Raw genomic sequence first — 20,370 nt, 5'->3', positions numbered from 1 at the left:
GGGCGCGCCCAAAAGTGCACTTGAAAACGCGCCCGAAAACTCAGAACAAAGCCCCGCGGCCCGCTGGACCGCGCTGCGGCCGCGCGAGTACCATAGCGGGGTTGGCGGCGTGCGGCTAGTTCTGGCCGGCGCCGCCTTCCTGCCGGAACCTTCTGATGAGGCGACCATGGAAATTCGGTTTCCCGCGGACGCGCCTGCCTACCGCGGCTCCAATCTGACCGTAGTCTTTCCCGCACTGGTGGACGGCGAGCCGGTGCCGTGCGCGATTTCGGTCGAAGCGCTCGAAGACCACTTCGGCGCCTACACCGAGGACCGCGAAGGCTGGCTGCGCGCGTTCGATGCCGGCCGCCCGCGCATCGAGGCCGTGGCGCGCGAGCACTTGCAGATCAGCAACGGCACGCCCGTCCTGCTCAAGAGCGGCCATTTCCCGCCCGGTAAGGTGGCGGGCTAGTCCGGCTCCTGCTTGCCGCATACGTTCGACACATTCGTGCGAGCGTGCGGCAACGATAAGATCCCATCGACTCCGCGCCAGTTGTGCGGCATCCGCCGCACCAGCGAGGGCTTCGTCATTCAGGGCGTTTTCGCGGCGCTTCGCTGCGTCGGGCCGTGAGCCGATGCGGCGTCGCGGGCGGCTTCGACGCAGCGCCGGATCCCTTCCTCGTAGGGGGTTTTGACGATCGGGCCGATCAGCCTCCTCAGCGCGGAATCGTCGAGCACGACCGGCTCGGTCATCAGGTAGTTCATCTCCACCAACTCGCGCATCAGCGGATTGACGAGGCCCAACACGCGCAGCAGGGTCTTGCCGGCCACCATCAGCTTCGGTGCGCGGCCCGCCAGCGCGTAAGCCTGCCGCGCCACTTCGCGCTGCGTGAGCGTGCCGGTGCCCGCGAGGTGCCACCAGCGTCCATAGGCTTCGGGCGTGCGGGTGAGCGTCTCGACCACGGGCCCGATGTCCGGCAGGTAGATGAATTCGTGCGGCACGTCCAGCGGGCCGATCATCTGCGCGCGCTTGCCGGCGGCGGCGCCCTCGAACACACCGTTCAGCAGGCTGCGCTCGATGCAGGGACCGTAGAAGTCGGGCAGGCGCAGCACCAGCGTCGAGAGGCCGTGCTGGCCGTGCGCCGCCAGCACGAGATTTTCCTGCGCGAGCCGCATCCGGCCTTTGAACGTGTGAGGCTCGCGCGGATGATCCTCGCTGATCGGATTGCCGCGCGCGCGCCCGTACGGATACACCGTGCCGAGCAGAATGAAGCGCTCGACGCCCGCCGCCACGACGCCGGCAAGCGTTTTCTCCATCAACGGCGGATGGGCGGCGAACTGGTCGTACGGCACGCCGACCAGGTAGATCACGGCCTGCAAACCGGCGGCCGCCGCGCGAATCGACGCGGCGTCGTCGGGACTCCACGTGACGATTTCGGCGTGCGGGTCGTGGCCGAACGCCGCCTCGAGCGGCTCGAGCGAGCGGCCGACCACGCGGTAGTCACGACCCGCCGCGCTCAGCGCCGCCGCGATGATCCGACCGGCCGCACCCGCGGCGCCGAACAAACCCACTTTTCCAGCCTCTTCCATGACGACTCCTCGCAGGCGGCGTCGTATTGCGCTCGCACATTCAGATGACGATTGAAAATTTACTGAACACTGTTCAGTAAACGGTGTTCAGTTTAAATTGACTTTTCAGTTTGTCAATCTGAAAATGGTCGTCATGGGAATCGCCGAACGGAAAAACCGCCAGAAACAGGCGCTGCGCGAACGCATCCTCGATGCCGCGCGGCGCATCGTCATGCGTGAAGGTTTCGCTGCGCTCTCGATGCGCAAGATCGCCGACGCCATCGAATATTCGCCCGCCACGCTGTATCTGCATTTCGCGAGCCGCGACGAGATCGCGCATGCGTTGTGCGCGGAGGGCTATGCGCAATTGCTGGAGACCTTGGTGCCGCTCGCGGGGATCGTCGATCCGGCTGAGCGGTTGAAGGCGCTCGGGCGCGCTTACGTTGCGTTCGGCGTCACCCATCGGGAGACGTATCGGCTGATCTTCATGGAGGATCAGAGTTATATGGGAGCGGCGCTGGCCGGCGCCGGAACTTCGGTTGCAGGAAAGGCCAAGGCGCTCGCTGACGACAAAGCCGCGCTCACCGCGACCGACCCGATGGCATCGGCAACGGCGACGACACCGGCTACCGAGGTGAACGACGCAGCCGCCGCCGCAGCCGATGACGACCCCGGCGCGGCCGCATTGCACCTGACGATGGCGGCGCTCGAGGCACTCAAAGCGGCGGGGCGCCTGCCGGCTTCGACGGATACCGCCGTGTGGGCCGAGGCGTTCTGGGCGACCCTGCACGGAATCGTCGCGCTGAACCTCACGTGCCCGGTGTTTCCAACCGCACCGCTCGATACGGTGGTGGACGTCGCACTCGACGCCTGGCTCGGCGCATCACAAGCGGCACCACACACCGCGCCACCCGCCACACGACGCGCCGCGCCAGCGCGCCGCGTCGCGAGTACCGCCGGCGCGGGCATGCAGACCACATCGTCCGCCGATCGCGGCAGTGCGCCGTCGTCGCCGGCCTCGGGCGGCAAGCCGGCCAAAGCGCCGCCCGGCAAGACCCGCAGTCCGGGCACGAAACGCAAAACCACGGGCACGTGATAACGTTCAGTTCCACTTCACTCAACGCCGTTGCGCCTCGTTCTCCATGTCCATCTCCGCCTCGCCCGCCGTCAGCGACGAAGTCGCGACTTACGTAGCCAACCGCATCGGCTTCATCGAACTGGAAAGGCCGAAGGCGCTCAACGCACTGTCCACCGGCATGATTCGCGCGATCCACGCGGCGCTCGATCAGTGGGGCGACAATCCCGACGTGCTCGCCGTCGTCGTGCGCAGCCAGCACCCCCGCGCGTTCTGCGCGGGCGGCGATGTCCGGTTTCTGTATGAGTCGGCGCAACGCGGCGAGCATGACGCGCGCGACGTGTTCTTCACCGAGGAATACCGTCTCAATCACGCGATCTTCACTTATCCGAAGCCGTACATCGCGTTGATGAATGGCGTCGTGATGGGCGGCGGCATGGGCATCTCGCAAGGCGCGCACCGCACCGGCGGTCTGCGCGTGGTCACCGGCTCGACGATGATGGCCATGCCCGAAACGCGCATCGGGCTCTTTCCCGATGTCGGCGCGAGCTGGTTTCTGACGCGCACACCGGGCGCGATCGGCCGCTATCTGGCGGTGACCGGCGAAACGATCGGCGCGGCCGATGCGCTCTACGCAGGCCTCGCCGATGTCTATTTCGACGATGCGGCTTTGCCTGCGCTGCTCGACACGCTGCGCAGCGAACTGTTCGAGCGCGGCGCGGACGTGGTTGCATGCATCGAGCGAGCGGCGCTCGCCCAGCAGGTCGTGCCGGCGCCGGAGGCTTCGTCGCTGGCGCGCGCGCGTGCGTTGATCGACCGGCATTTCGCGTTGCCCGATGTCGCGCGGATTCTCGCGTCGCTCGAACAGGAGCGCGCACATGAGGGCGATGCAGCGGAGTGGGCCGAACAGACGATCGGCGTGTTGCGCGAGCGCTCGCCGCTGTCGATGGCCGTGTCGCTGGAAGTGGTGACGCGTGGGGAGGGCTCGATGGCCGATGTGCTGCGCCGCGATCTCGATCTGACGCGTTCGAGCTTTCTCGCGGGCGACGCGCTCGAAGGGATTCGGGCGCGCATCATCGATAAGGACAACGCGCCGCGCTGGCGCTTTGCGCGCATTGAAGACGTGAGTGCCGCCGACGTGGAGAAAATGTTCGAGAGCCCGTGGCCGGCGGACGAACATCCGTTGCGTGATTTGCGCGGTTGAGCAGGGGGCGTGAAGTGAACGGGTTGATGTGGGCATAGTCGCCGGCATAGACCTGCAGCTACGCTGGTGTAAAGCCTGTAAAGCAACAAGGCGAGCCTTCAGCGTGTCAGCGCGTGCACCGCAGCCGACTCACCGCCAGACCCCTCAATCTTCGTCTTCACTCGCCATAAACGCGCGCATGAACACCAGCGCGCCCCAGCCCCACATCGCGTTCGCCGCGAACCCCACCGCGAGGCGCGGCAGCATGTTGCCGCTCGGCCAGATGCCGCGCAGCGGATCGATCACGAACACGCTCGCCGCGGTCAACACGACACCGCCGAACACGAAGGCCGGCACCCACGGCGCACGCCGGTGCGGCGCGACGCGCAGCAGCCACGCCATCAGTACGGCCCAGAACGCGCTCCAGATTGCATTCGCGATGAACTCAGGCAGCCCGAGCGGTAAGAACGGCGCTGTCGAAAAACCGGTCGGGTCGATCATGCCCGCTGCGTGCATCAGCGCCAGCGTCGATTCGTGAAAGAACAGGGATGCCAGAAAACCGGCGACGAACGGCAGGATGAGTTTTTGCATGCATTGCACCGCCAGGGTACGGGTGGCGTCATTCGCGCGGCCGGTACCGGATTATTGGAAACGTGCGCCATTATATATAGGGGCACCCCGTTTTCCGCGTGCATATAGCGCAACACCCGTATGCTTTAACGTCGGGCTAATCACGAAAGTGGAAAACCTAAGCTAAAAAAAATCGTTCAAAAGCCGCCCCTCGATCCATAGACTGCTTCTTCATGCAGACGGCGTTTGGCGCCGTCGTCCGTTAATCGAGCGCGTCATGCGCACGTCTGGTCGAGGGAAGCCGTCGCGATGTCCTGCCTGATGCCGATCTTCACCCGCTGCATGGTGCAAGCGCGTCGGCGCTGTCGCCCGTAGCCCGCGTCACCACGCCCATTTCTCACTCTTTTTCGTCGCATCGCCCGGCCGCGTGCCGCACGGATGCGCGCGGCCGGCGTGTGCGCGGACACTTCCCGCACCGTCCCCGTTCAACCTGATTTGGAACAAGCAGGAGCAGCAAAATGAATGTGTTCTGGTTCATTCCGACTCACGGCGACAGCCGCTATCTCGGTACGTCCCAAGGCGCACGCGCAGCGGACTACGACTACTTCCAGCAGGTCGCTGTCGCCGCCGATACGCTCGGCTACGAAGGCGTGCTGCTGCCCACGGGCCGTTCGTGCGAAGACGCCTGGGTCGTCGCGTCGAGTCTGATCGCCGCGACCAAACGCTTGAAGTTCCTGGTGGCGATCCGTCCGGGCCTCTCGTCGCCAGGTCTGGCCGCGCGGATGGCGGCGACCTTCGACCGTCTGTCGAACGGGCGTCTGCTGATCAACGTCGTGACCGGTGGCGATGCTGCCGAACTGGAAGGCGACGGCGTGTTCGTCGATCACGACACGCGCTATGAGATCACCGATGAGTTCCTGCACATCTGGCGCAAGCTGCTCAGCGCGTCGCACACCAAAGACGCGATCGACTTCGAGGGCAAGCATCTGAGTTCGAAACGCGGCAAGGTGTTATATCCGCCGGTGCAGAATCCGCATCCGCCGCTGTGGTTCGGCGGTTCGTCGCCGGCTGCGCACGACATGGCGGCCCAGCACATCGACACCTATCTGACGTGGGGCGAGCCGCCCGAGGCGGTGGCGAAGAAGATCGCCGACATTCGCGCGCGCGCCGCGGCGCATGGTCGTGAGATCAAGTTCGGCATTCGCCTGCACGTGATCGTGCGCGAGACCGAAGAAGAAGCCTGGGCCGCTGCCGACAAGCTGATCAGCAAGCTCGACGACGACACCATCGCACGCGCGCAGGCCTCGTTCTCGAAGATGGACTCCGAGGGGCAGCGCCGCATGGCCGCGCTGCATGGCGGCAAGCGCGGCGGGCGCGCCGAACTCGAGGTTTATCCGAATCTGTGGGCGGGCGTGGGCCTCGTGCGGGGCGGCGCGGGCACAGCGCTGGTCGGCAATCCGGAGCAGGTGGCCGCGCGCATGAAGGAGTACGCCGAGCTCGGCATCGACACTTTCATCCTGTCCGGCTACCCGCATCTCGAAGAGTCGTATCGCTTCGCCGAGCTGGTATTCCCGCTGCTGCCGAACCGGCGCAACAAGGTTTCGAATGGCCCGTTGTCGGGGCCGTTCGGCGAAATCGTCGGCAACAACTATCTGCCGAAGGCGGCGAGCGCGAGCTGAGCGCACGGGTGCCTCCGGCACGGACGAGCTTCGACAAGCAATGAGGAAAGCAATCATGACTCAAGCCACTCTGGGTGCGCCCCGCGGCGATACAAACGCGGACGCGGGGGCGGACGCCAACAGACACACGGGCGCGCTGCGCCGCATCGGCGCACATCTGGCGCCATGGATCGCGCCGCTCGTGATTCTGCTCGCGTGGGAATTCGCCGCGCGCAGCGGCATGCTGTCGACGCGCGTGCTGCCCGAACCGCTCGCGGTCGTGAAGGCGGCGTGGTCGCTGATCCAGTCCGGCGAAATGTGGGCGGACGTGAAGGTCAGCACGTGGCGCGCGGTGTCGGGATTCGCGATCGGCGGGGGCATCGGTCTCGTGCTCGGACTCGCGACGGGCCTGTTCAAGCCCGCCGAAGTCGCGCTCGATTCGACCGTACAGATGATCCGCAACATCCCATCGCTCGCGATGATCCCGCTCGTGATTCTGTGGTTCGGCATCGAGGAGCAGGCGAAGGTGTTTCTTGTCGCGCTCGGCGTGTTTTTCCCGGTCTACGTGAACACGTTTCACGGCATCCGTTCGGTCGACGCCAACCTGATCGAAATGGCGCGCAGTTACGGCGTGAAGGGCTTCGCGCTATACCGTCATGTGATTTTGCCGGGCGCGTTGCCGTCGATTCTCGTCGGCGTGCGTTTCGCGTTGGGGCTGATGTGGGTCACGCTGATCGTCGCCGAGACCATTTCCGCGCAATCGGGCATCGGCTACATGACGATGAATGCGCGCGAATTCCTGCAAACGGACGTGGTGGTGGTCGGCATTCTGCTGTACGCGGCGCTCGGCAAACTCGCCGACGTGCTCGCGAAGAGCCTGGAGCGCGTGTCGCTGCGCTGGCATCCGGCCTATCAACGAGGAGCGAAAGCATGAACGCAACGACATTGTCGGCGTCGTTCGGCGCAATAGCGGGCAGCGATCTCGAAGCCGAAGTCGCGCAGCCGCGGATCGCCGACCACGACGCGGATCAAGCCGCGGGCTTCGAGCATGCCGACTCGACCCACGGCAAGCCGCGAGTGACGACACGGGGCGACACGCTCAAAGTCGACGGCGCGCTCGCGCGCCACGGCGCACCCGGTGTGTCCCGTGCGTCGTCAGATTACTCGGTGCAGTTGCGCGGCGTGGGCAAGCAGTACGGCGCACGCAAGGTGCTGTCCGATTTCGATCTGTCGATCGAGCGCGGCAGTTTCGTCGCCATTGTCGGCCGCAGCGGTTGCGGTAAGTCAACCTTGCTGCGGCTCGTCGCGGGCCTCGAAAAGACCAGCGCGGGCGTGCTCGAAAAGCGCGCCGAAGACGGCGGGCCGCTCGACACCCGCATCATGTTTCAGGACGCGCGCCTGCTGCCGTGGAAGAGCGTGTTGCAAAACGTGATGCTCGGTCTCGGCCGCAGCGCGCGTGAAGATGCGCGCGCCGTGCTCGCCGAAGTCGGCCTGCTCGAACGCGCCAACGATTGGCCGGCGCAGCTCTCCGGCGGCCAGCGGCAGCGCGTGGCGCTGGCGCGGGCACTCGTGCATCGTCCGCAATTGCTGTTGCTCGATGAGCCGCTCGGCGCGCTCGATGCGCTGACGCGGATCGAAATGCACGCGTTGATCGAACGTCTGTGGCGCGAGCATCGGTTCACTGCGCTGCTCGTCACGCACGACGTGCATGAAGCCGTGGCGCTCGGCGACCGGATTCTGCTGATCGAAGAAGGGCGCATCGCGCTCGATCAGCCGGTCGCGCTCGATCGTCCGCGGGCACGCGCGTCGGCCGGCTTCGCCGCGCTCGAAGACCACGTGTTGCAACGCGTACTAAAGAACGCGCCGAACGACGACGCGCTCTCCGATCGCCCTTACGAGGCGCGTGACGCAGGCCGCCTCACGCGGCCGACAGACGTCCGTTGGGCCGTCTGAGTTTGGCTGGCCACTGCTTTTTAACCGCATCTCTGGAGTCACTCGTTATGAGCATTTCCGCAATCAACGTACGCAATCAGTTCAAAGGCAAGGTCAAGGAAATCATCCGTGGTTCGGTGGTGTCCGAGGTCGATGTGGAGACGCCGTTCGGTATCGTCACCTCGGTGATCACGACGCGCTCGGTCGACGAACTCGAACTGAAGGTCGGTTCGGAAGTGGTCGCGCTGGTGAAGTCGACGGAGGTGTCGATCGCGCGCCTGTAGCCTGGCCTGAGCCTGTAAAGCCGCCGCTATTTCGCGTTCGCGCCGCTGGCGGGCGGCTCGTGCATCATGCGGTCGTTGGTCGGCTGGCGCGGACGTTTGATCGGCATGTTGTCCGGATTGCTCGAACCGCCCGAGCCGGAAGCGGCTTCGGGCGGTTTTGCCATCGACGCGCTACTGTCCGGTGGCGCTGTTTTCGCGGCTTGTGCGAGTGCCACGGTGGCGATGCTGCTTGCGGTGCCCGCTACGAGCGTGAGGCCAGCGGCCAGCGTTGTCCATCTGTTTCGTTTCATTCGATCCTCCGTTGCGATGCGGGTTGGCCGCCGGTTGTACCCTGGCGCCGATTGTGGCCATGGACTGGGCGGGGGACGGTGGCGGCGCATGCCTTCCGTTTCGCCCTTCGGCGGCCATCCCTCTGATATGCCGACATTTGCGCCCGCGCGGCCAGCAATGCTTGCGGGGGAAGCGTTTCCCCGACAAGTTCGCCAGGCGTCGGCGGCTCGCGTAATGAGGGCTTGCCGGTACCTGTATCGCCGAGACCGCTTGCCGGGCTTCGGTCATGAAGGTGAGTAGGCATGCAGCACGCGAGCAAGCTCCATACCTCTGCCCACCGCCTGCCGCGCAACGTCTATGCGCCGACGAGCACCTGCATTGGCCCCCGAAAGTTGCTAGGATGAATTGAACATCCCGACGGAGACGGCCATGTCGAAGTCATTGAGTCCCGAAGCGGTTGAAGCGTTGCGGCGTCTGAACGACGTCGGCATCGGTCAACCGGCGCCGCAGCTGGCGCAGTCTGTCGCCGCGGAATTGCTGGCGGGCGGCCTCGCTGCCGAAGCAGGCAGCGGGGAAGTCCAGATCACCTGTAGCGGACGGCAGTATCTGTCCGGCGATTGCGATTGATCGCCGGACAAGGCAGTCCGGGCGGCACCGCGGGGTGCCGCGGAGTGGTGTGCGCGCTCGTCGGCGGACACCGGTCCGCCGTCGACCTTTCACCGGCGGCACGCAGCACTCATACAGCACTGACGGAGGCGGACATGGAGCCGAAGGGCCTCGACATGGGGGACTACGAGGAGCGTTATCAGGACTACGACATCGAGGTCGCGGTCGAGCAGGTGCTGACGGGCGTCAAGGCGCATTTTCGGGTGCTGCGGGATGCCGCCGTGGTGGTCGATTGGCGGCTCGTGCATATCGACAGCTTGTGGTCGACCGAACGTGCCGCCGCGGAGGCCGGCTTTCACGCGGCGCGTGAATTGATCGATGCGGGCCTGGCAAAGTAGCGCAGGGAGATACCGCAAGCTCGGATGTTCGGCTTGCTGCCGAGCCACGCTTCGTGAAGCGCACGGAGCGCAGTGGACCTGGTGGACGCTCAGGTCATTCCTGTCGCCAGAGGACCATCGATTCGACGAATCATCGGCTCGGGATTGCGGGCGCATGGTTCACGCCCACAGGTGTCGCGCCTCGCGCGCTGCGTAAACGCCACTGGGCGCCGGCATCAGTCCTGCATGCTCGGCGCCCAGCCAGGCTGCTGCCCTCGCGGGCAGCGAATTCGACGGCGACTGCTTAGTGGCCGAAGAACACCGATTGCGGGCCCGAAACCGGCTCACGCGTACCCGATTGCGACGACACGTTCTTCACGCCGCCGTATGCATTCGCTTCGGTGTTAGCGTGTTCAGCCGCAACGGTTTGCGCGTTCTGACCTTGCTGCGAAGCCGGTGCGCCGACCGACGGACGATAGAACGGTGCCGGGCCGTAGCCGCTGGCAAAGGCGGGAGCGGCGATCGAGGCAGAAGCGGCAACCAGCAGGGCGGCGATGAACTTGGTCTTCATGGTGTGACTCCGATAACGTTTCGACTTCATTTCAGGAAGGCGTCGCAGGCCGGTGAGGTGTAGCTGCAACGTCGATGGAAAGCAGTGTATACCCCTACTATTGAAAATTTGTGTCGATAAACCGAAATTACTATTCCTGATTTCGGAATAATTGGGCGGAGGCACGCGGCATAAGCCTTGGCGGTGATCCGGCCCTGGTGACAGGGAGGTTCGGACAGTCAAAGGCCTAGCGGTAGGCAGGTTATTGGGAATAAACGAGACGGCCGCCTTAGCGCGCCAGGTGAGCTCGGGGAATGCAGGAAACATTGGCGCGGCGACGACCGGATATCCACCTCGATCAGGTGCTTTCCCGCGTTGCGGTAAAATTAGCGTTTTGATTCACGCCGTTCGGCTGCCCCATGTCTTCACCTCAAACTCCCAGCCCGCGCCGCGTGTCAGTGGCGCCGATGATGGACTGGACCGATCGCCACTGTCGCTCGCTGCATCGCGTCATCTCGCGCCATACATGGCTTTACACGGAGATGGTGACGACCGGTGCGCTGCTGCACGGCGATGTGCCGCGTCATCTCGCGTTCACCCCCAACGAAGCGCCGGTTGCGCTGCAACTCGGCGGCAGCGAACCCGACGACCTCGCCCGTTCGGCCAAACTCGGCGAGCAATGGGGTTACGACGAAATCAATCTGAACTGCGGATGCCCGTCGGAGCGCGTGCAACGCGGCGCGTTCGGCGCGTGCCTGATGAACGAGCCGCAACTCGTGGCCGACTGCGTGAAGGCGATGCGCGACGTGGTCTCGGTGCCGGTGACGGTCAAGCACCGTATCGGCGTCGACGCGGTCGAGGAATACGGCTTCGTGCGCGATTTCGTCGGCACGATTGCGGATGCCGGTTGCAACGTCTTCGTCGTGCATGCGCGCAATGCGATCCTGAAGGGCCTGAGCCCGAAGGAAAATCGTGAGATTCCGCCGCTCAAGTACGACTACGCGTATCAGTTGAAGCGCGACTTCCCGGAGTTGGAGATCATCATCAACGGCGGCATCAAGACGCTTGATGAAGTCGAACTGCATCTTCAACACGTCGATGGCGTGATGCTCGGGCGCGAGGCCTATCACAACCCGTATCTGCTCGCCGAGGTCGACGCACGCTTCTATGGTTCGACGCAAACGCCGCTGACGCGCGAGCAGGTCGAAGCGAAGCTGATCGACTATTGCGCCGCCGAAATGGCGCGCGGCACCTATCTCGGCGCGATCACGCGCCATGCGCTCGGTCTTTATCGCGGTGAGGCGGGCGCGCGTGGCTGGCGTCGCGTTCTGTCCGATAGCAAACGGCTGGCCGCGCGCGATCTGAGCATCTTCGACGAGGCAAGACAGCATCTGCGTGAGCCGAACGAAATTTTTGAATAAAGGACTAGGCAAACGGAAATCTTGTTCGTATAATCTCGTTTCTTCATCGACGAGCCAGATTTTTCCGGCAAGTCAAGCAGATGTCAGTGGTGGCTGTAGCTCAGTTGGTAGAGTCCAGGATTGTGATTCCTGTTGTCGTGGGTTCGAGCCCCATCAGCCACCCCAAAGAATTCAAGCGGTAAAGTTTTTGCAAACGGCGTTGTGAGAAATCACAACGCCGTTTTTGTTTTTGGCGGTCGTTCGGCGATTTGGCTTTAGTCGCGCGGTCAACCGTTGCGTCGCGCGTCAATGGCCGTGTCCCCCATGCCCGCCGCCGCCGCCGCGGCTCCATGTGCCACCACCATGCGGTCCGCCATACCCGCCGCCGTGCCAGCCCCCGCCCCCGCCATGCCAGCCCCCACCGCCGTGCCAACCACCGCCCCCATGCCAATGGTCACCGTGATAACAGCACGGGCCGCCCCCCCAGCCTCCCCAAATACCTACCGTGCCATAAGCCGGTACATACGGCGGCCCGTACGCATATCCATAGCCGGGGTAATAGGGCTGCGCGTAACCATAGTCATATCCGGGCGCAACCGCGCATCCGGTAAGACCTGTCGCCAGCGCTAACAGCGCGATCGATGCAACGAGCCTGCTCACGATTTTCTCCTTTGTATAAGCATGAGAAAAATCGCCTGCGATGGAGTTCAGCGGCATTTGTGTCCGCACATTACGACGCGTCGCGAGCGAGCTCGCGTTCGTGACGGACATACGGCGATCGAATCCATGGCGATCAGCCATCGCGACAATCTTCCACCACCTTACCAATACGCGCTTCGGTAACAGTTGGTTAACTATTCGCAAAGTAACTGTAGGGGACGCCTGCTAACTTTCCGCTCAGACAATTGCCTTCGAATCCGCATCCCATGCTCGCGTTGAAGCCGAACAAAAAAGAACGACACGCCCATCGCCAGGATCGCCCGACGCGAGACCGGCAAACACCCGGCCGCCGATGAATCACGATCCATCGCCGACTACCGCGTCGGCAAAACGCGCCGAAGGCGCGGCGTGCATCGCGCGTGGCGAACTCGACGCCGCGCTGGCCTGTTTCGAAGCCGCGTGCGCGCTCGATCCATCCGACGCCGTCAACTACGAACGCCTTGCCGCGACGCTGGCCGCGTTGCAGCGCTTTCCCGAAGCCGTCGACCGTTATCGCGACGCGCTCATGCGCAATCCGTCCAACGCGGATTTGCATCACGGACTCGGCTGGACGCTCGAGCAGATGCATCGGCTCGAACAGGCGGTGGACGCGTACCGCGAAGCGGTGCGGCTGAACCCGGGCGCCGACGGCTCGAACAACAACATGGGCAACTGTCTGCAGGCGCTCGGCAGGTTCGACGAAGCGCATGATGCGTACCGTCGCGCGATCGACGGCGCGCCGCGCGTGCCGCTCTACTACCGCAACTTCGTGCAGACGAGCCGTCTCGCCGCAGACGATCCCGTGTTCGCATCGCTCGAACAGCTCGCCGGCGACGCCGCTTCGCTGAGCCCGCCCGATCAGGCGGAGCTTCACTTCGCGTACGGCGAGGCATTGTCCGGCGTGGGCCGTCACGACGCGTCGTTCGATCACATCCTGAAGGCCAACGCGTTGCATCGCGCCAGCGTGCGTTTCAACGAAGCCGAAACGCTTGGGCTGTTCGCTCAGTTGCCGCAGATGCAAAGCGCGGACGTGTTCGCGGCGGCGCGAGGTCTCGGCGATCCGTCCGCCGCGCCGATTTTTATCGTCGGCATGCCACGCTCCGGCTCGACCTTGATTGAGCAGATCCTGGCGAGCCATCCACAGGTGGTCGGCGCGGGCGAGCGCACGGAATTCGGCGCAGCGCTGATGCAGTGCCTACGCAGAAACGCCGACGATCCGCTGAGAATCGACATTGCAGCACTGCATGGCGTGGGCGCACGGCAGTTGCGCACGCTCGGCGCCGACTATCTGGAACTCATGCGCCGAGCGCTGCCTGAATGCCAGAGCGATAGGCAGAATGCGGCGCGAGATCGCATGCATGATTCGGTGGACAACGACGCGCAACGTACAGCGCCGCATCCCCTCCGTTTCACCGACAAATATCCGTTCAATTTCATCAACGTCGGGCTGATCCATCTGGCGTTGCCGAACGCGCGCTTCATCCATAGCCGCCGTTCGCCGTTGCAAACTTGTCTGTCGATTTTTTCCCGGCTTTTTCAAGACGTGCCATTCGGTTACGATCTCGCCGAACTCGGCCGCTACTATCGTGCCTACGATGCGTTGATGGCGCATTGGCGAAGCGCGCTGCCCGAAGGCGTGATGATCGAGGTCCGGTATGAGCGGCTGGTCGACGATTTCGAAGCGACCGTGCGACGGATGCTCGTGCATTGCGGGCTCGACTGGGACGACCGCTGTCTCGCGTTTCATCAGACGACGCGTCAGGTCACCACGGCGAGTTCGGCCCAGGTGCGGCGTCCGCTTTACCGGACTTCGCTGCGTCGCTGGCAGCCGCGGCGGGCGTTACTCGAACCGCTGTTCGAGGGGCTGGGGCCGGCATTGACGGCGGCTGATGCTTCGGATGAGTTGGCCTGAGTATGAGTATCGGAGTTTCGGCGCACGACATTTGTCGTGACAGTCGTGCCGACGTGCTGGTGCGTACGCTATTGAAAGTGCGAAGCCCGCAACGTCAGGCGCACTACCGCAGCGCGAGCCCCGAATGATGCAGCGCAGGGTACACGCCGATGATGAACGCCGCGTAGATCGCGGCCATCGTCACGCCGGCGGCCGTGCCCCAGATGTCGCGCGACGCAGCGCCCCGGCGAAAATGCAAGGGCAGTCCGACGACCAGATAGCCGATCAGAAAAAAGACGACGACGGCACGCACGGGCGACAGGTCGTGACCGATAAATTCCAGCAGGGCGGGCAGACTGAATTCGGGCATGGACAGACGGGTAAACAGCATCGGATGCGAAGCGTCGAGCGCGCCATCGGACCATCCGCGACGACGCGATGACTTATGCCGATTTAAGTCCACGCGAGTGCGCGGCGCAAGAAAAAGACTGTATAAATTTGTACCGGCCTATATGGCTTGCACGTTGCCTGCGCCGATACTTTCATTCGGCTTCGCGTTAATCGAACCGGCTTGCATCGCGCGGGTATCAGCGCTTACGCAAGGGCTCCAGCAGCGGCTTCAAACCGTTGTGATCGATCTCCTGCATCAAGGCGAGCAGGCGGCCGATTTCACCCGGCGGAAAGCCCTGGCTCGCGAACCAGTTTAGATAATGGCCCGGCAGGTCCGCAATCACGCGGCCTTTATATTTTCCGTAGGGCATCACGCGCGTGACCAGCAGTTCGAGGTGTTCGGGATTCATCGCAGAAGGATCGACGCCTGGCTGTTGAGTACGAAAAAGCAGGCGATGCCCGCCCGGTTGGCATTCTAGCCTCGATGCAGGCATTGCGCCGGCGTGGTAACGTCAGCGCTTTCCGTTCACCTATTCAACAGGACAAGATAGATGGAACACCGCAGACTCGGCGACTCCGATGTGCAGGTTAGCCTGATCGGTCTCGGCACCATGACGTGGGGCGAGCAGAACACCGAGCAGGAAGCGCATGCGCAGATCGATTACGCGCTCGATCATGGCGTCAACCTGATCGACACCGCCGAAATGTACCCGGTGCCGCCGCGCGCCGAAACGCAGGGCTCGACGGAACGCTACATCGGCACGTGGCTCGCCGGGCATCGCAGCGCGCGCGAGAAAATCGTGCTCGCCACCAAGATCGCCGGACCGGCGCGTCAGCCGCACAATCCGCGCCATATTCGCGGCGAGGGCAATCAGTTCGATCGCAAGAACCTGACCGAAGCGCTCGACGGCAGCCTGAAGCGTCTGCAAACCGACTACGTCGATCTGTATCAACTGCACTGGCCGGATCGCAGCACGATGACGTTCGGTCGTCCCGCTTATCCGTGGGTCGACGACGCGTACACGGTGCCGATCGAAGAAACGCTGTCGGTGCTCGCCGAGTTCGTCAAGGCGGGCAAGGTACGCCACATCGGCGTGTCGAACGAAACGCCGTGGGGTGTCGCGCAGTTCCTGCGCGCGGCCGAAAAGCTCGGCTTGCCGCGCATCGTCAGCATCCAGAATCCGTATAGCCTGCTGAACCGCACGTATGAAGCGGGTCTGTCCGAGTACGCGCATCGCGACAGCATCGGCTTGCTCGCCTATTCGCCGCTCGCGTTCGGCTGGCTGTCGGGCAAGTATGAAGGCGGCGCGCGTCCGGCCGGCGCGCGCATCTCGCTGTTCGAGCGCTTCGCGCGTTACAGCAAGCCGCAAGCGGTTCAGGCGACCACGCGTTACGTGGAACTCGCGAAACGTCATGGCCTGTCGCCCGCGCAGTTCGCGCTCGCGTTCGTCAATAGCCGGCCGTTCGTGACCAGCAATCTGATCGGCGCGACCTCGCTCGATCAGTTGAAGGAAAACATCGCCAGCGCCGAGGTGAAGCTTTCGCCGGAAGTGCTCGCGGAGATCGACGCGCTGCATGAGTTGCAGCCGAACCCGGCGCCTTGATGGGCTCGCCGGGCGTGGGTCGACAAGCCTGGTTCGAAGTGGTTTCGAGCCAGGCATGAACCCGCGTTGCGGATTGCTCCGGCGTGGTCGCCGGAGCGGCCGCGATCTCGTTTGGTTGGCTTCGCCCACACCGGTGCTTAAGGCGCGTGCCAACTTTCCACCGCATAAAACATCCTGCACAAGCCGGTCGCGAACGCGATGCGCGTTTGCATCGATCAGCCGGCTCGTCACGAACGACGCCAACTCCTGCGCTAATCATCGCCACGCCGGTAGAGGTAGCTGACCGGCGGAGCGGTCGCGCGCTCACATCTGAAAAGACCGCGTTCGTCAGCTGGCAGGCAAATGTCCCTCCCGGAAACCGATTCACGACCTAAACTGAGGGGGACGGAGGCGACCGGGAAGAACCGGCTGTGGCGCTGCAATACTGCAGCGCACGCCCGAAGGCAGTCCCCTTGAGGGGCACCAGTGGTAGGATTCAGCCCGAAAAATCGAGCGCGGCACGCTATCGACGTGCGCGCCGCGTACAACAGAGCGATAGGACTCAGGACATCGAATGGCGCAACAAAAAACAAACCCAAAACTCGAGCAGGCGCTCACGCGCGGGGATCTGGCAATCCGTCAGGCCAATTCGGCACGGGCGACTGCCTTGCTGCGCGCGCTGGGCAAGATGATCGTCGACGCTTCGGCGACCATCGGAGTGGAAGCGTTCACGCTGATTCCCGACGGCGACAAGATTTACGATCCCGCCGATGGACTGTGGCCGCAGGAACTGCAGGTTTCGCTCGATGGTCCCGTCGAGGAAGCCGATCCCGATGAGGTTCGGACCGTGCGCCTGATTGCCGACGATCCGGCCACGGTGTTTCGGGTCGAATGGCAGCGCGCCGATGGCAAGATCGGACGCCAGGATGGCGGCCCGTTCGCGACGGTGGCGTTCATCTCCGACGTCGACATTCCGTGGACGGACGAAGAGGACTGAGGCGAATCGCGCTTCGGACGCACAGGCCCGCACCGACGCAACTCAAGTTGCCGCAGGACTGCCGCGCGCCGGTCACCTGCGGCTATCCAGGACATTCGGCGTATTCAACGTATTCGACAAGCGTGGGCTATTTCATCATCCGCCGCCGAAACAGAATCGCCGACACAATAAATCCGCCCACCGCATAAGCCGCCAGCACGGCCAGATGCAGGAGCGCGTTGTCGAGGGGCCGTCCGAGCATCGGAGGGCGCATCAGATCGACCGCATGCGCGAGCGGCAGCACGCTGGTCACCGCTCGCGCGGCCGCGGGCAGTTGCGACGCGGGAAAGAACACGCCGGAGAGCAGCAGCATCGGCGTCAATACCAGCGTCTGGTAAAACATGAAGAAGTCGTACGACGGCGCGAGCGCTGTCACCACCATTGCGATGCTCGCGAACGCGAGGCCGGTCAGCACGATCACCGGCAACGCCAGCAGCATCGACGGGAAATTCGCGTAGCCGAGCGCGCCCGCCACCAGCATGATCGCCGCACCCGACAGCACCGACTTGCTGGCCGCCCAGATCACCTCGCCGAGCACGATGTCACCGAGCGTCAGCGGCGTATGCATGATCGCCTCCCACGTGCGCTGCACGTGCATGCGCGAGAAGCCCGAATACATCGACTCGAAACTCGCCGACATCGTCACGCTCGACGCCACGGTGCCCGCTGCCAGAAACGCGATGTACGACACGCCGTCGACGTGTCCGACCATCAGCCCCAGCCCGAAGCCGAGGCCGAACAGGTAGATCATCGGATCGGCGAGATTGCCGAACATCGACGCGAGCGCGAGCTTCTTCCAGACCAGATAGTTGCGGCGCCATACCGAAATCCAGTTGACGGCGTTGGCAGGGAAGGCGGCGAAGGGCTCCTGCTTCGACGGTGTGTCGCCAGGGGGGTCGTAAGTGCGTGCGTCCATTGCGTGTCTCGTGCGGTGTCGTGATGGCTTCGGCGTGCGGCGGTCTCTTCAATCCTGCATCTCGCGGCCCGTGAGCCGCAAAAACACGTCCTCCAGATTCGCCGGCCGATGCAGATAGCGCAGATCGGCGCGCTGCTTGAGCCGCGCATGCACCGGTTGCGCGTCGTTCACGTAGCAGAACAGCGTCTCGCCGCTGATCTCGGTTCGTTCGACGAGCGGCGCCAGTTCATCGCGCAATGCAATCGGATCGGGACCGAAGATCTCGATCACGTCGCAGCCGATCTCGGATGCGATCAGCTCGCTCGGCGCGCCTTCGGCGATCTTGCGGCCTTCTTCGATCACACATAGCCGGTGACAGAGCCGCTCGGCTTCTTCCATGAAGTGGGTGGTCAGCAGGATCGTTTTGCCGCGCGTGAGCAACGAGCGCAGCCGTTCCCAGATCAGATGGCGCGCCTGCGGATCGAGGCCGGTGGTCGGCTCGTCCATGATCAGCACGTCGGGATCGTTGACGAGCGCGCGTGCTAGCGTCAGACGCCGTTTCATGCCACCCGACAGCTCGCTCACGCGCGCATCGGCCTTGCTTTCGAGCCGCGCGAATTCGAGCAGCGACGGCACCATCGCGCGGCATTGCGCGGCGCTCAGGCCGAAGTAGCGGCCGAACACCAGCAGGTTCTCGCGCACGGTGAAGTCCGGGTCGAGATTGTCGAATTGCGGCACGACGCCGACGCGCGCCCGTGCGACGCGCGCGCGGCCCGGGATCGGCTCGCCGCACAGACGGATCGCGCCGGCGTCGGGTGCCGCGATGCCGAGCAGCATGCGCAAGGTGGTCGTCTTGCCCGCGCCGTTCGGGCCGAGCAGGCCGAAGCATTCGCCGGCGTTGACATGAAACGACAGTCCATCGACGACGATTTTTTCGCCGTAGCTTTTTTTGACCTGGTGGAATTCAATGGCGGCTTCAGGCATAACTCGATCGAGGCTCCGGGAAACGACGCGAATGGCCGGGAAGGCCGCCTATTCTAGGGCATCGGCAGGTAGACGTTGGCAGGCAGATGGCGATTCGAAGACCGGGTTTTGCACTGCCGCATCCATTTGCCAAACTGCTGTGAAGCCGGCGCAAGCCCGCGCGCACCGGTTTAGGGCGCATGGTCCGCGCACTTAGCGTTTTCCATCCCTTGCAACCTGAATTGCGGCGCACCATGATTCATTCAGACCGCGCTTCCCGCGCGAAGGGAGAAAACCATGGCGAGCTACCAAAAAATTCTGCTGTGTTATGACGGCTCGCGCGAAGGGCGCAAGGCGCTGCGTTGCGGCGCTGACCTCGCGTTGGACCTGAAGGCCGAAACGCATCTGCTGTCCGTGGTGGACATGCGCTCAAGCATTGCGCAAAGCGCGGGCCTGCTGACCGATGTGGCGTGCGGCAGCTTCGAAAAAACCGCGCGCGACATCCTGCAGGAAGGGGTGGACTGGCTCACCGAGCGTGGTGTGAGCGCACAAGGGCACTTCGCGTTCGGTCATCCGATCGACGAGATTGCGAACCTCGCCAACGACCTGCATGTCGATCTCGTGGTGGTCGGGCATCGCTGCCGCACCGGCTTGTCGCGATGGTGGATGGGGGCGGGCAACACGCCGCTGCTCGATCGCGTGTCGTGCAGCATTCTGGTGGCGTGTTCTTCCGCGCAGGAGCAGCAGCAAGCCGCGGCTTGATGCGGCTTGCTGCGTAGGGACGCCGCGCATGGAGCGAGTGGCTGGCCGTGACGGCCGGCCGGTCATTCGTTCAGATTGATCGCGGCGAGCTTCCACGTGAACAGACCTTCGCGCCGAAAGACCGCCGAGTAGTGCGCGTTGGCTTCGCCGCGCCGGTAGGTGACGACGAACTCGTTGAGGCCGCGATAGCCTGCCGTGGTTTGCCGCGATGGTGGGGTCGTTGCAGTGGTGGGGGTGTCGGCGGCGGGTGAGGCAGGCGTTTCTGTGGCTGCGGCAGGCGGATGTTCGCCAGGATCGCCATGCGGCGGCATGCCGTTCAACAAGGCCGCGACGCCGTCCGGTGTCGCATAGGAATCCACCAGCGGACCGATCAGCGTCACGCCGATCATCGCGCCGATGGTGGCCATTTTGCTGTCGTTATCCGCGTCCAGTCGGCGCGTCAGCATGCCTGCGATCTGCTCCTTCAGGCTCTCGCGCAACGCGGGAAAATCGACGTATTGATTCACGGTTTGCGCGTCGCGTGCATCTGCCGCGCGTTTGAGATTATTCAGCGCGATATAGGGTGACGCGTAAGCAAACCCGAGTGCCGCAATCACTACGACTACAACCAGCGTGATGAGCAGCGGCCGGGTGGCGGCGCCCTTGGTTCGTGTCGGACCTGTCATCGAATGGAACTCCCGATCAGATTGGATTTAACG

24 protein-coding genes and 1 tRNA gene are annotated in these 20,370 nt (G+C 64.0%); 15 read left to right on the top strand and 10 right to left on the bottom strand.

Going from position 1 to position 20,370, the window contains the following annotated elements:
- Window positions 1-166: 166 nt before the first annotated feature.
- The gene (locus PQQ53_RS21630) at window positions 167-451 is read left to right on the top strand and encodes a DUF1488 family protein (protein ID WP_408143237.1); all 285 of its coding nucleotides are present in this window, start codon (window positions 167-169) and stop codon (window positions 449-451) included.
- 119 nt (window positions 452-570) lie between these two features.
- Here the strand turns inward: PQQ53_RS21630 and PQQ53_RS21625 are convergent, their stop codons facing one another.
- Entirely contained in the window at window positions 571-1,569 is a 999-nt protein-coding gene (locus PQQ53_RS21625) for an NAD-dependent epimerase/dehydratase family protein (RefSeq protein WP_408326057.1), read from the bottom strand.
- Window positions 1,570-1,702: 133 nt separating this feature from the next.
- Between PQQ53_RS21625 and PQQ53_RS21620 the strand changes: the two genes are divergently transcribed.
- On the top strand, window positions 1,703-2,644 hold the full coding sequence (locus PQQ53_RS21620) for a TetR/AcrR family transcriptional regulator (RefSeq protein WP_408326125.1): 942 nt from the start codon (window positions 1,703-1,705) through the stop codon (window positions 2,642-2,644).
- 46 nt (window positions 2,645-2,690) lie between these two features.
- The gene (locus tag PQQ53_RS21615) at window positions 2,691-3,827 is read left to right on the top strand and encodes an enoyl-CoA hydratase/isomerase family protein (protein ID WP_408326054.1); all 1,137 of its coding nucleotides are present in this window, start codon (window positions 2,691-2,693) and stop codon (window positions 3,825-3,827) included.
- Window positions 3,828-3,971: 144 nt separating this feature from the next.
- On the opposite strand, the gene PQQ53_RS21610 is transcribed toward PQQ53_RS21615, so the two are convergent.
- Window positions 3,972-4,397, bottom strand: coding sequence for a hypothetical protein (locus PQQ53_RS21610; protein ID WP_408157753.1), 426 nt, complete (start codon window positions 4,395-4,397; stop codon window positions 3,972-3,974).
- A gap of 497 nt (window positions 4,398-4,894) precedes the next feature.
- Here PQQ53_RS21610 and ssuD point away from each other — a divergent pair, with 497 nt between their 5' ends.
- Genes ssuD through PQQ53_RS21590 form a run of 4 tightly spaced genes read left to right on the top strand, consistent with a single transcriptional unit; the run spans window position 4,895 to window position 8,250 of the window.
- Complete coding sequence (gene ssuD / locus PQQ53_RS21605) at window positions 4,895-6,055, top strand: FMNH2-dependent alkanesulfonate monooxygenase (protein ID WP_408326051.1); 1,161 nt, start codon at window positions 4,895-4,897, stop codon at window positions 6,053-6,055.
- Window positions 6,056-6,110: 55 nt separating this feature from the next.
- The gene (gene ssuC / locus PQQ53_RS21600; protein WP_408143071.1) at window positions 6,111-6,968 is read left to right on the top strand and encodes an aliphatic sulfonate ABC transporter permease SsuC; all 858 of its coding nucleotides are present in this window, start codon (window positions 6,111-6,113) and stop codon (window positions 6,966-6,968) included.
- The gene (locus tag PQQ53_RS21595) at window positions 6,965-7,987 is read left to right on the top strand and encodes an ATP-binding cassette domain-containing protein (RefSeq protein WP_408326047.1); all 1,023 of its coding nucleotides are present in this window, start codon (window positions 6,965-6,967) and stop codon (window positions 7,985-7,987) included. The genes ssuC and PQQ53_RS21595 overlap by 4 nt, the downstream gene beginning before the upstream one ends.
- 47 nt (window positions 7,988-8,034) lie before the next feature.
- Window positions 8,035-8,250, top strand: coding sequence for a TOBE domain-containing protein (locus PQQ53_RS21590; RefSeq protein WP_008922916.1), 216 nt, complete (start codon window positions 8,035-8,037; stop codon window positions 8,248-8,250).
- A 26-nt stretch (window positions 8,251-8,276) separates the two neighbouring features.
- Here the strand turns inward: PQQ53_RS21590 and PQQ53_RS21585 are convergent, their stop codons facing one another.
- Window positions 8,277-8,540 carry a hypothetical protein gene (locus PQQ53_RS21585; protein WP_408326044.1) on the bottom strand — a complete coding sequence of 88 codons (264 nt, stop codon included), beginning with the start codon at window positions 8,538-8,540 and terminating at the stop codon, window positions 8,277-8,279.
- A 409-nt stretch (window positions 8,541-8,949) separates the two neighbouring features.
- On the opposite strand from PQQ53_RS21585, the gene PQQ53_RS21580 reads away from it, so the two are divergent.
- On the top strand, window positions 8,950-9,147 hold the full coding sequence (locus PQQ53_RS21580) for a hypothetical protein (protein ID WP_408326041.1): 198 nt from the start codon (window positions 8,950-8,952) through the stop codon (window positions 9,145-9,147).
- Window positions 9,148-9,281: 134 nt separating this feature from the next.
- Window positions 9,282-9,524, top strand: a complete 243-nt coding sequence (locus tag PQQ53_RS21575; RefSeq protein ID WP_408143079.1) for a DUF6566 family protein — start codon at window positions 9,282-9,284, stop codon at window positions 9,522-9,524.
- Between the two features lie 283 nt (window positions 9,525-9,807).
- Here PQQ53_RS21575 and PQQ53_RS21570 read toward each other — a convergent pair whose 3' ends face one another.
- Entirely contained in the window at window positions 9,808-10,074 is a 267-nt protein-coding gene (locus PQQ53_RS21570) for a hypothetical protein (RefSeq protein ID WP_408143081.1), read from the bottom strand.
- 398 nt (window positions 10,075-10,472) lie between these two features.
- Between PQQ53_RS21570 and dusA the strand changes: the two genes are divergently transcribed.
- A complete protein-coding gene (gene dusA, locus PQQ53_RS21565) occupies window positions 10,473-11,474 on the top strand; it encodes a tRNA dihydrouridine(20/20a) synthase DusA (protein ID WP_408157746.1) in 1,002 nt (333 codons plus the stop codon).
- An 89-nt stretch (window positions 11,475-11,563) separates the two neighbouring features.
- Window positions 11,564-11,639 (top strand) — tRNA-His (locus PQQ53_RS21560).
- A 120-nt stretch (window positions 11,640-11,759) separates the two neighbouring features.
- On the opposite strand, the gene PQQ53_RS21555 is transcribed toward PQQ53_RS21560, so the two are convergent.
- Entirely contained in the window at window positions 11,760-12,113 is a 354-nt protein-coding gene (locus tag PQQ53_RS21555) for a hypothetical protein (protein WP_408326038.1), read from the bottom strand.
- Between the two features lie 352 nt (window positions 12,114-12,465).
- Between PQQ53_RS21555 and PQQ53_RS21550 the strand changes: the two genes are divergently transcribed.
- Window positions 12,466-14,064, top strand: coding sequence for a tetratricopeptide repeat-containing sulfotransferase family protein (locus PQQ53_RS21550; RefSeq protein ID WP_408326035.1), 1,599 nt, complete (start codon window positions 12,466-12,468; stop codon window positions 14,062-14,064).
- A gap of 103 nt (window positions 14,065-14,167) precedes the next feature.
- On the opposite strand, the gene PQQ53_RS21545 is transcribed toward PQQ53_RS21550, so the two are convergent.
- Together PQQ53_RS21545 and PQQ53_RS21540 are read right to left on the bottom strand one after the other, a co-directional pair.
- Complete coding sequence (locus tag PQQ53_RS21545) at window positions 14,168-14,413, bottom strand: hypothetical protein (RefSeq protein WP_408143243.1); 246 nt, start codon at window positions 14,411-14,413, stop codon at window positions 14,168-14,170.
- A 217-nt stretch (window positions 14,414-14,630) separates the two neighbouring features.
- Window positions 14,631-14,843 carry a DUF3820 family protein gene (locus tag PQQ53_RS21540; RefSeq protein WP_042323893.1) on the bottom strand — a complete coding sequence of 71 codons (213 nt, stop codon included), beginning with the start codon at window positions 14,841-14,843 and terminating at the stop codon, window positions 14,631-14,633.
- A gap of 141 nt (window positions 14,844-14,984) precedes the next feature.
- On the opposite strand from PQQ53_RS21540, the gene PQQ53_RS21535 reads away from it, so the two are divergent.
- A complete protein-coding gene (locus PQQ53_RS21535) occupies window positions 14,985-16,037 on the top strand; it encodes an NADP(H)-dependent aldo-keto reductase (RefSeq protein ID WP_408326033.1) in 1,053 nt (350 codons plus the stop codon).
- Between the two features lie 553 nt (window positions 16,038-16,590).
- The gene (locus PQQ53_RS21530; RefSeq protein ID WP_408143115.1) at window positions 16,591-17,013 is read left to right on the top strand and encodes a hypothetical protein; all 423 of its coding nucleotides are present in this window, start codon (window positions 16,591-16,593) and stop codon (window positions 17,011-17,013) included.
- Window positions 17,014-17,140: 127 nt separating this feature from the next.
- Here the strand turns inward: PQQ53_RS21530 and nodJ are convergent, their stop codons facing one another.
- Window positions 17,141-17,968: a nodulation factor ABC transporter permease subunit NodJ gene (nodJ, locus tag PQQ53_RS21525; RefSeq protein ID WP_408326030.1), complete on the bottom strand. Its 828-nt coding sequence runs from the start codon at window positions 17,966-17,968 to the stop codon at window positions 17,141-17,143.
- Window positions 17,969-18,016: 48 nt separating this feature from the next.
- Window positions 18,017-18,931, bottom strand: a complete 915-nt coding sequence (gene nodI, locus PQQ53_RS21520; protein WP_408143119.1) for a nodulation factor ABC transporter ATP-binding protein NodI — start codon at window positions 18,929-18,931, stop codon at window positions 18,017-18,019.
- A 276-nt stretch (window positions 18,932-19,207) separates the two neighbouring features.
- Here nodI and PQQ53_RS21515 point away from each other — a divergent pair, with 276 nt between their 5' ends.
- Window positions 19,208-19,672 carry a universal stress protein gene (locus PQQ53_RS21515; protein ID WP_408143121.1) on the top strand — a complete coding sequence of 155 codons (465 nt, stop codon included), beginning with the start codon at window positions 19,208-19,210 and terminating at the stop codon, window positions 19,670-19,672.
- Between the two features lie 62 nt (window positions 19,673-19,734).
- Here PQQ53_RS21515 and PQQ53_RS21510 read toward each other — a convergent pair whose 3' ends face one another.
- On the bottom strand, window positions 19,735-20,337 hold the full coding sequence (locus PQQ53_RS21510; RefSeq protein ID WP_408143123.1) for a DUF2939 domain-containing protein: 603 nt from the start codon (window positions 20,335-20,337) through the stop codon (window positions 19,735-19,737).
- Between the last annotated feature and the right edge of the window lie 33 nt (window positions 20,338-20,370).

The organism is Paraburkholderia strydomiana (assembly GCF_046030495.1).
Lineage (GTDB): Bacteria > Pseudomonadota > Gammaproteobacteria > Burkholderiales > Burkholderiaceae > Paraburkholderia > Paraburkholderia strydomiana_A.
The sequence above is the reverse complement of the archived record's forward strand: the minus strand, read 5'-3'. Positions and strand labels throughout refer to the sequence as shown.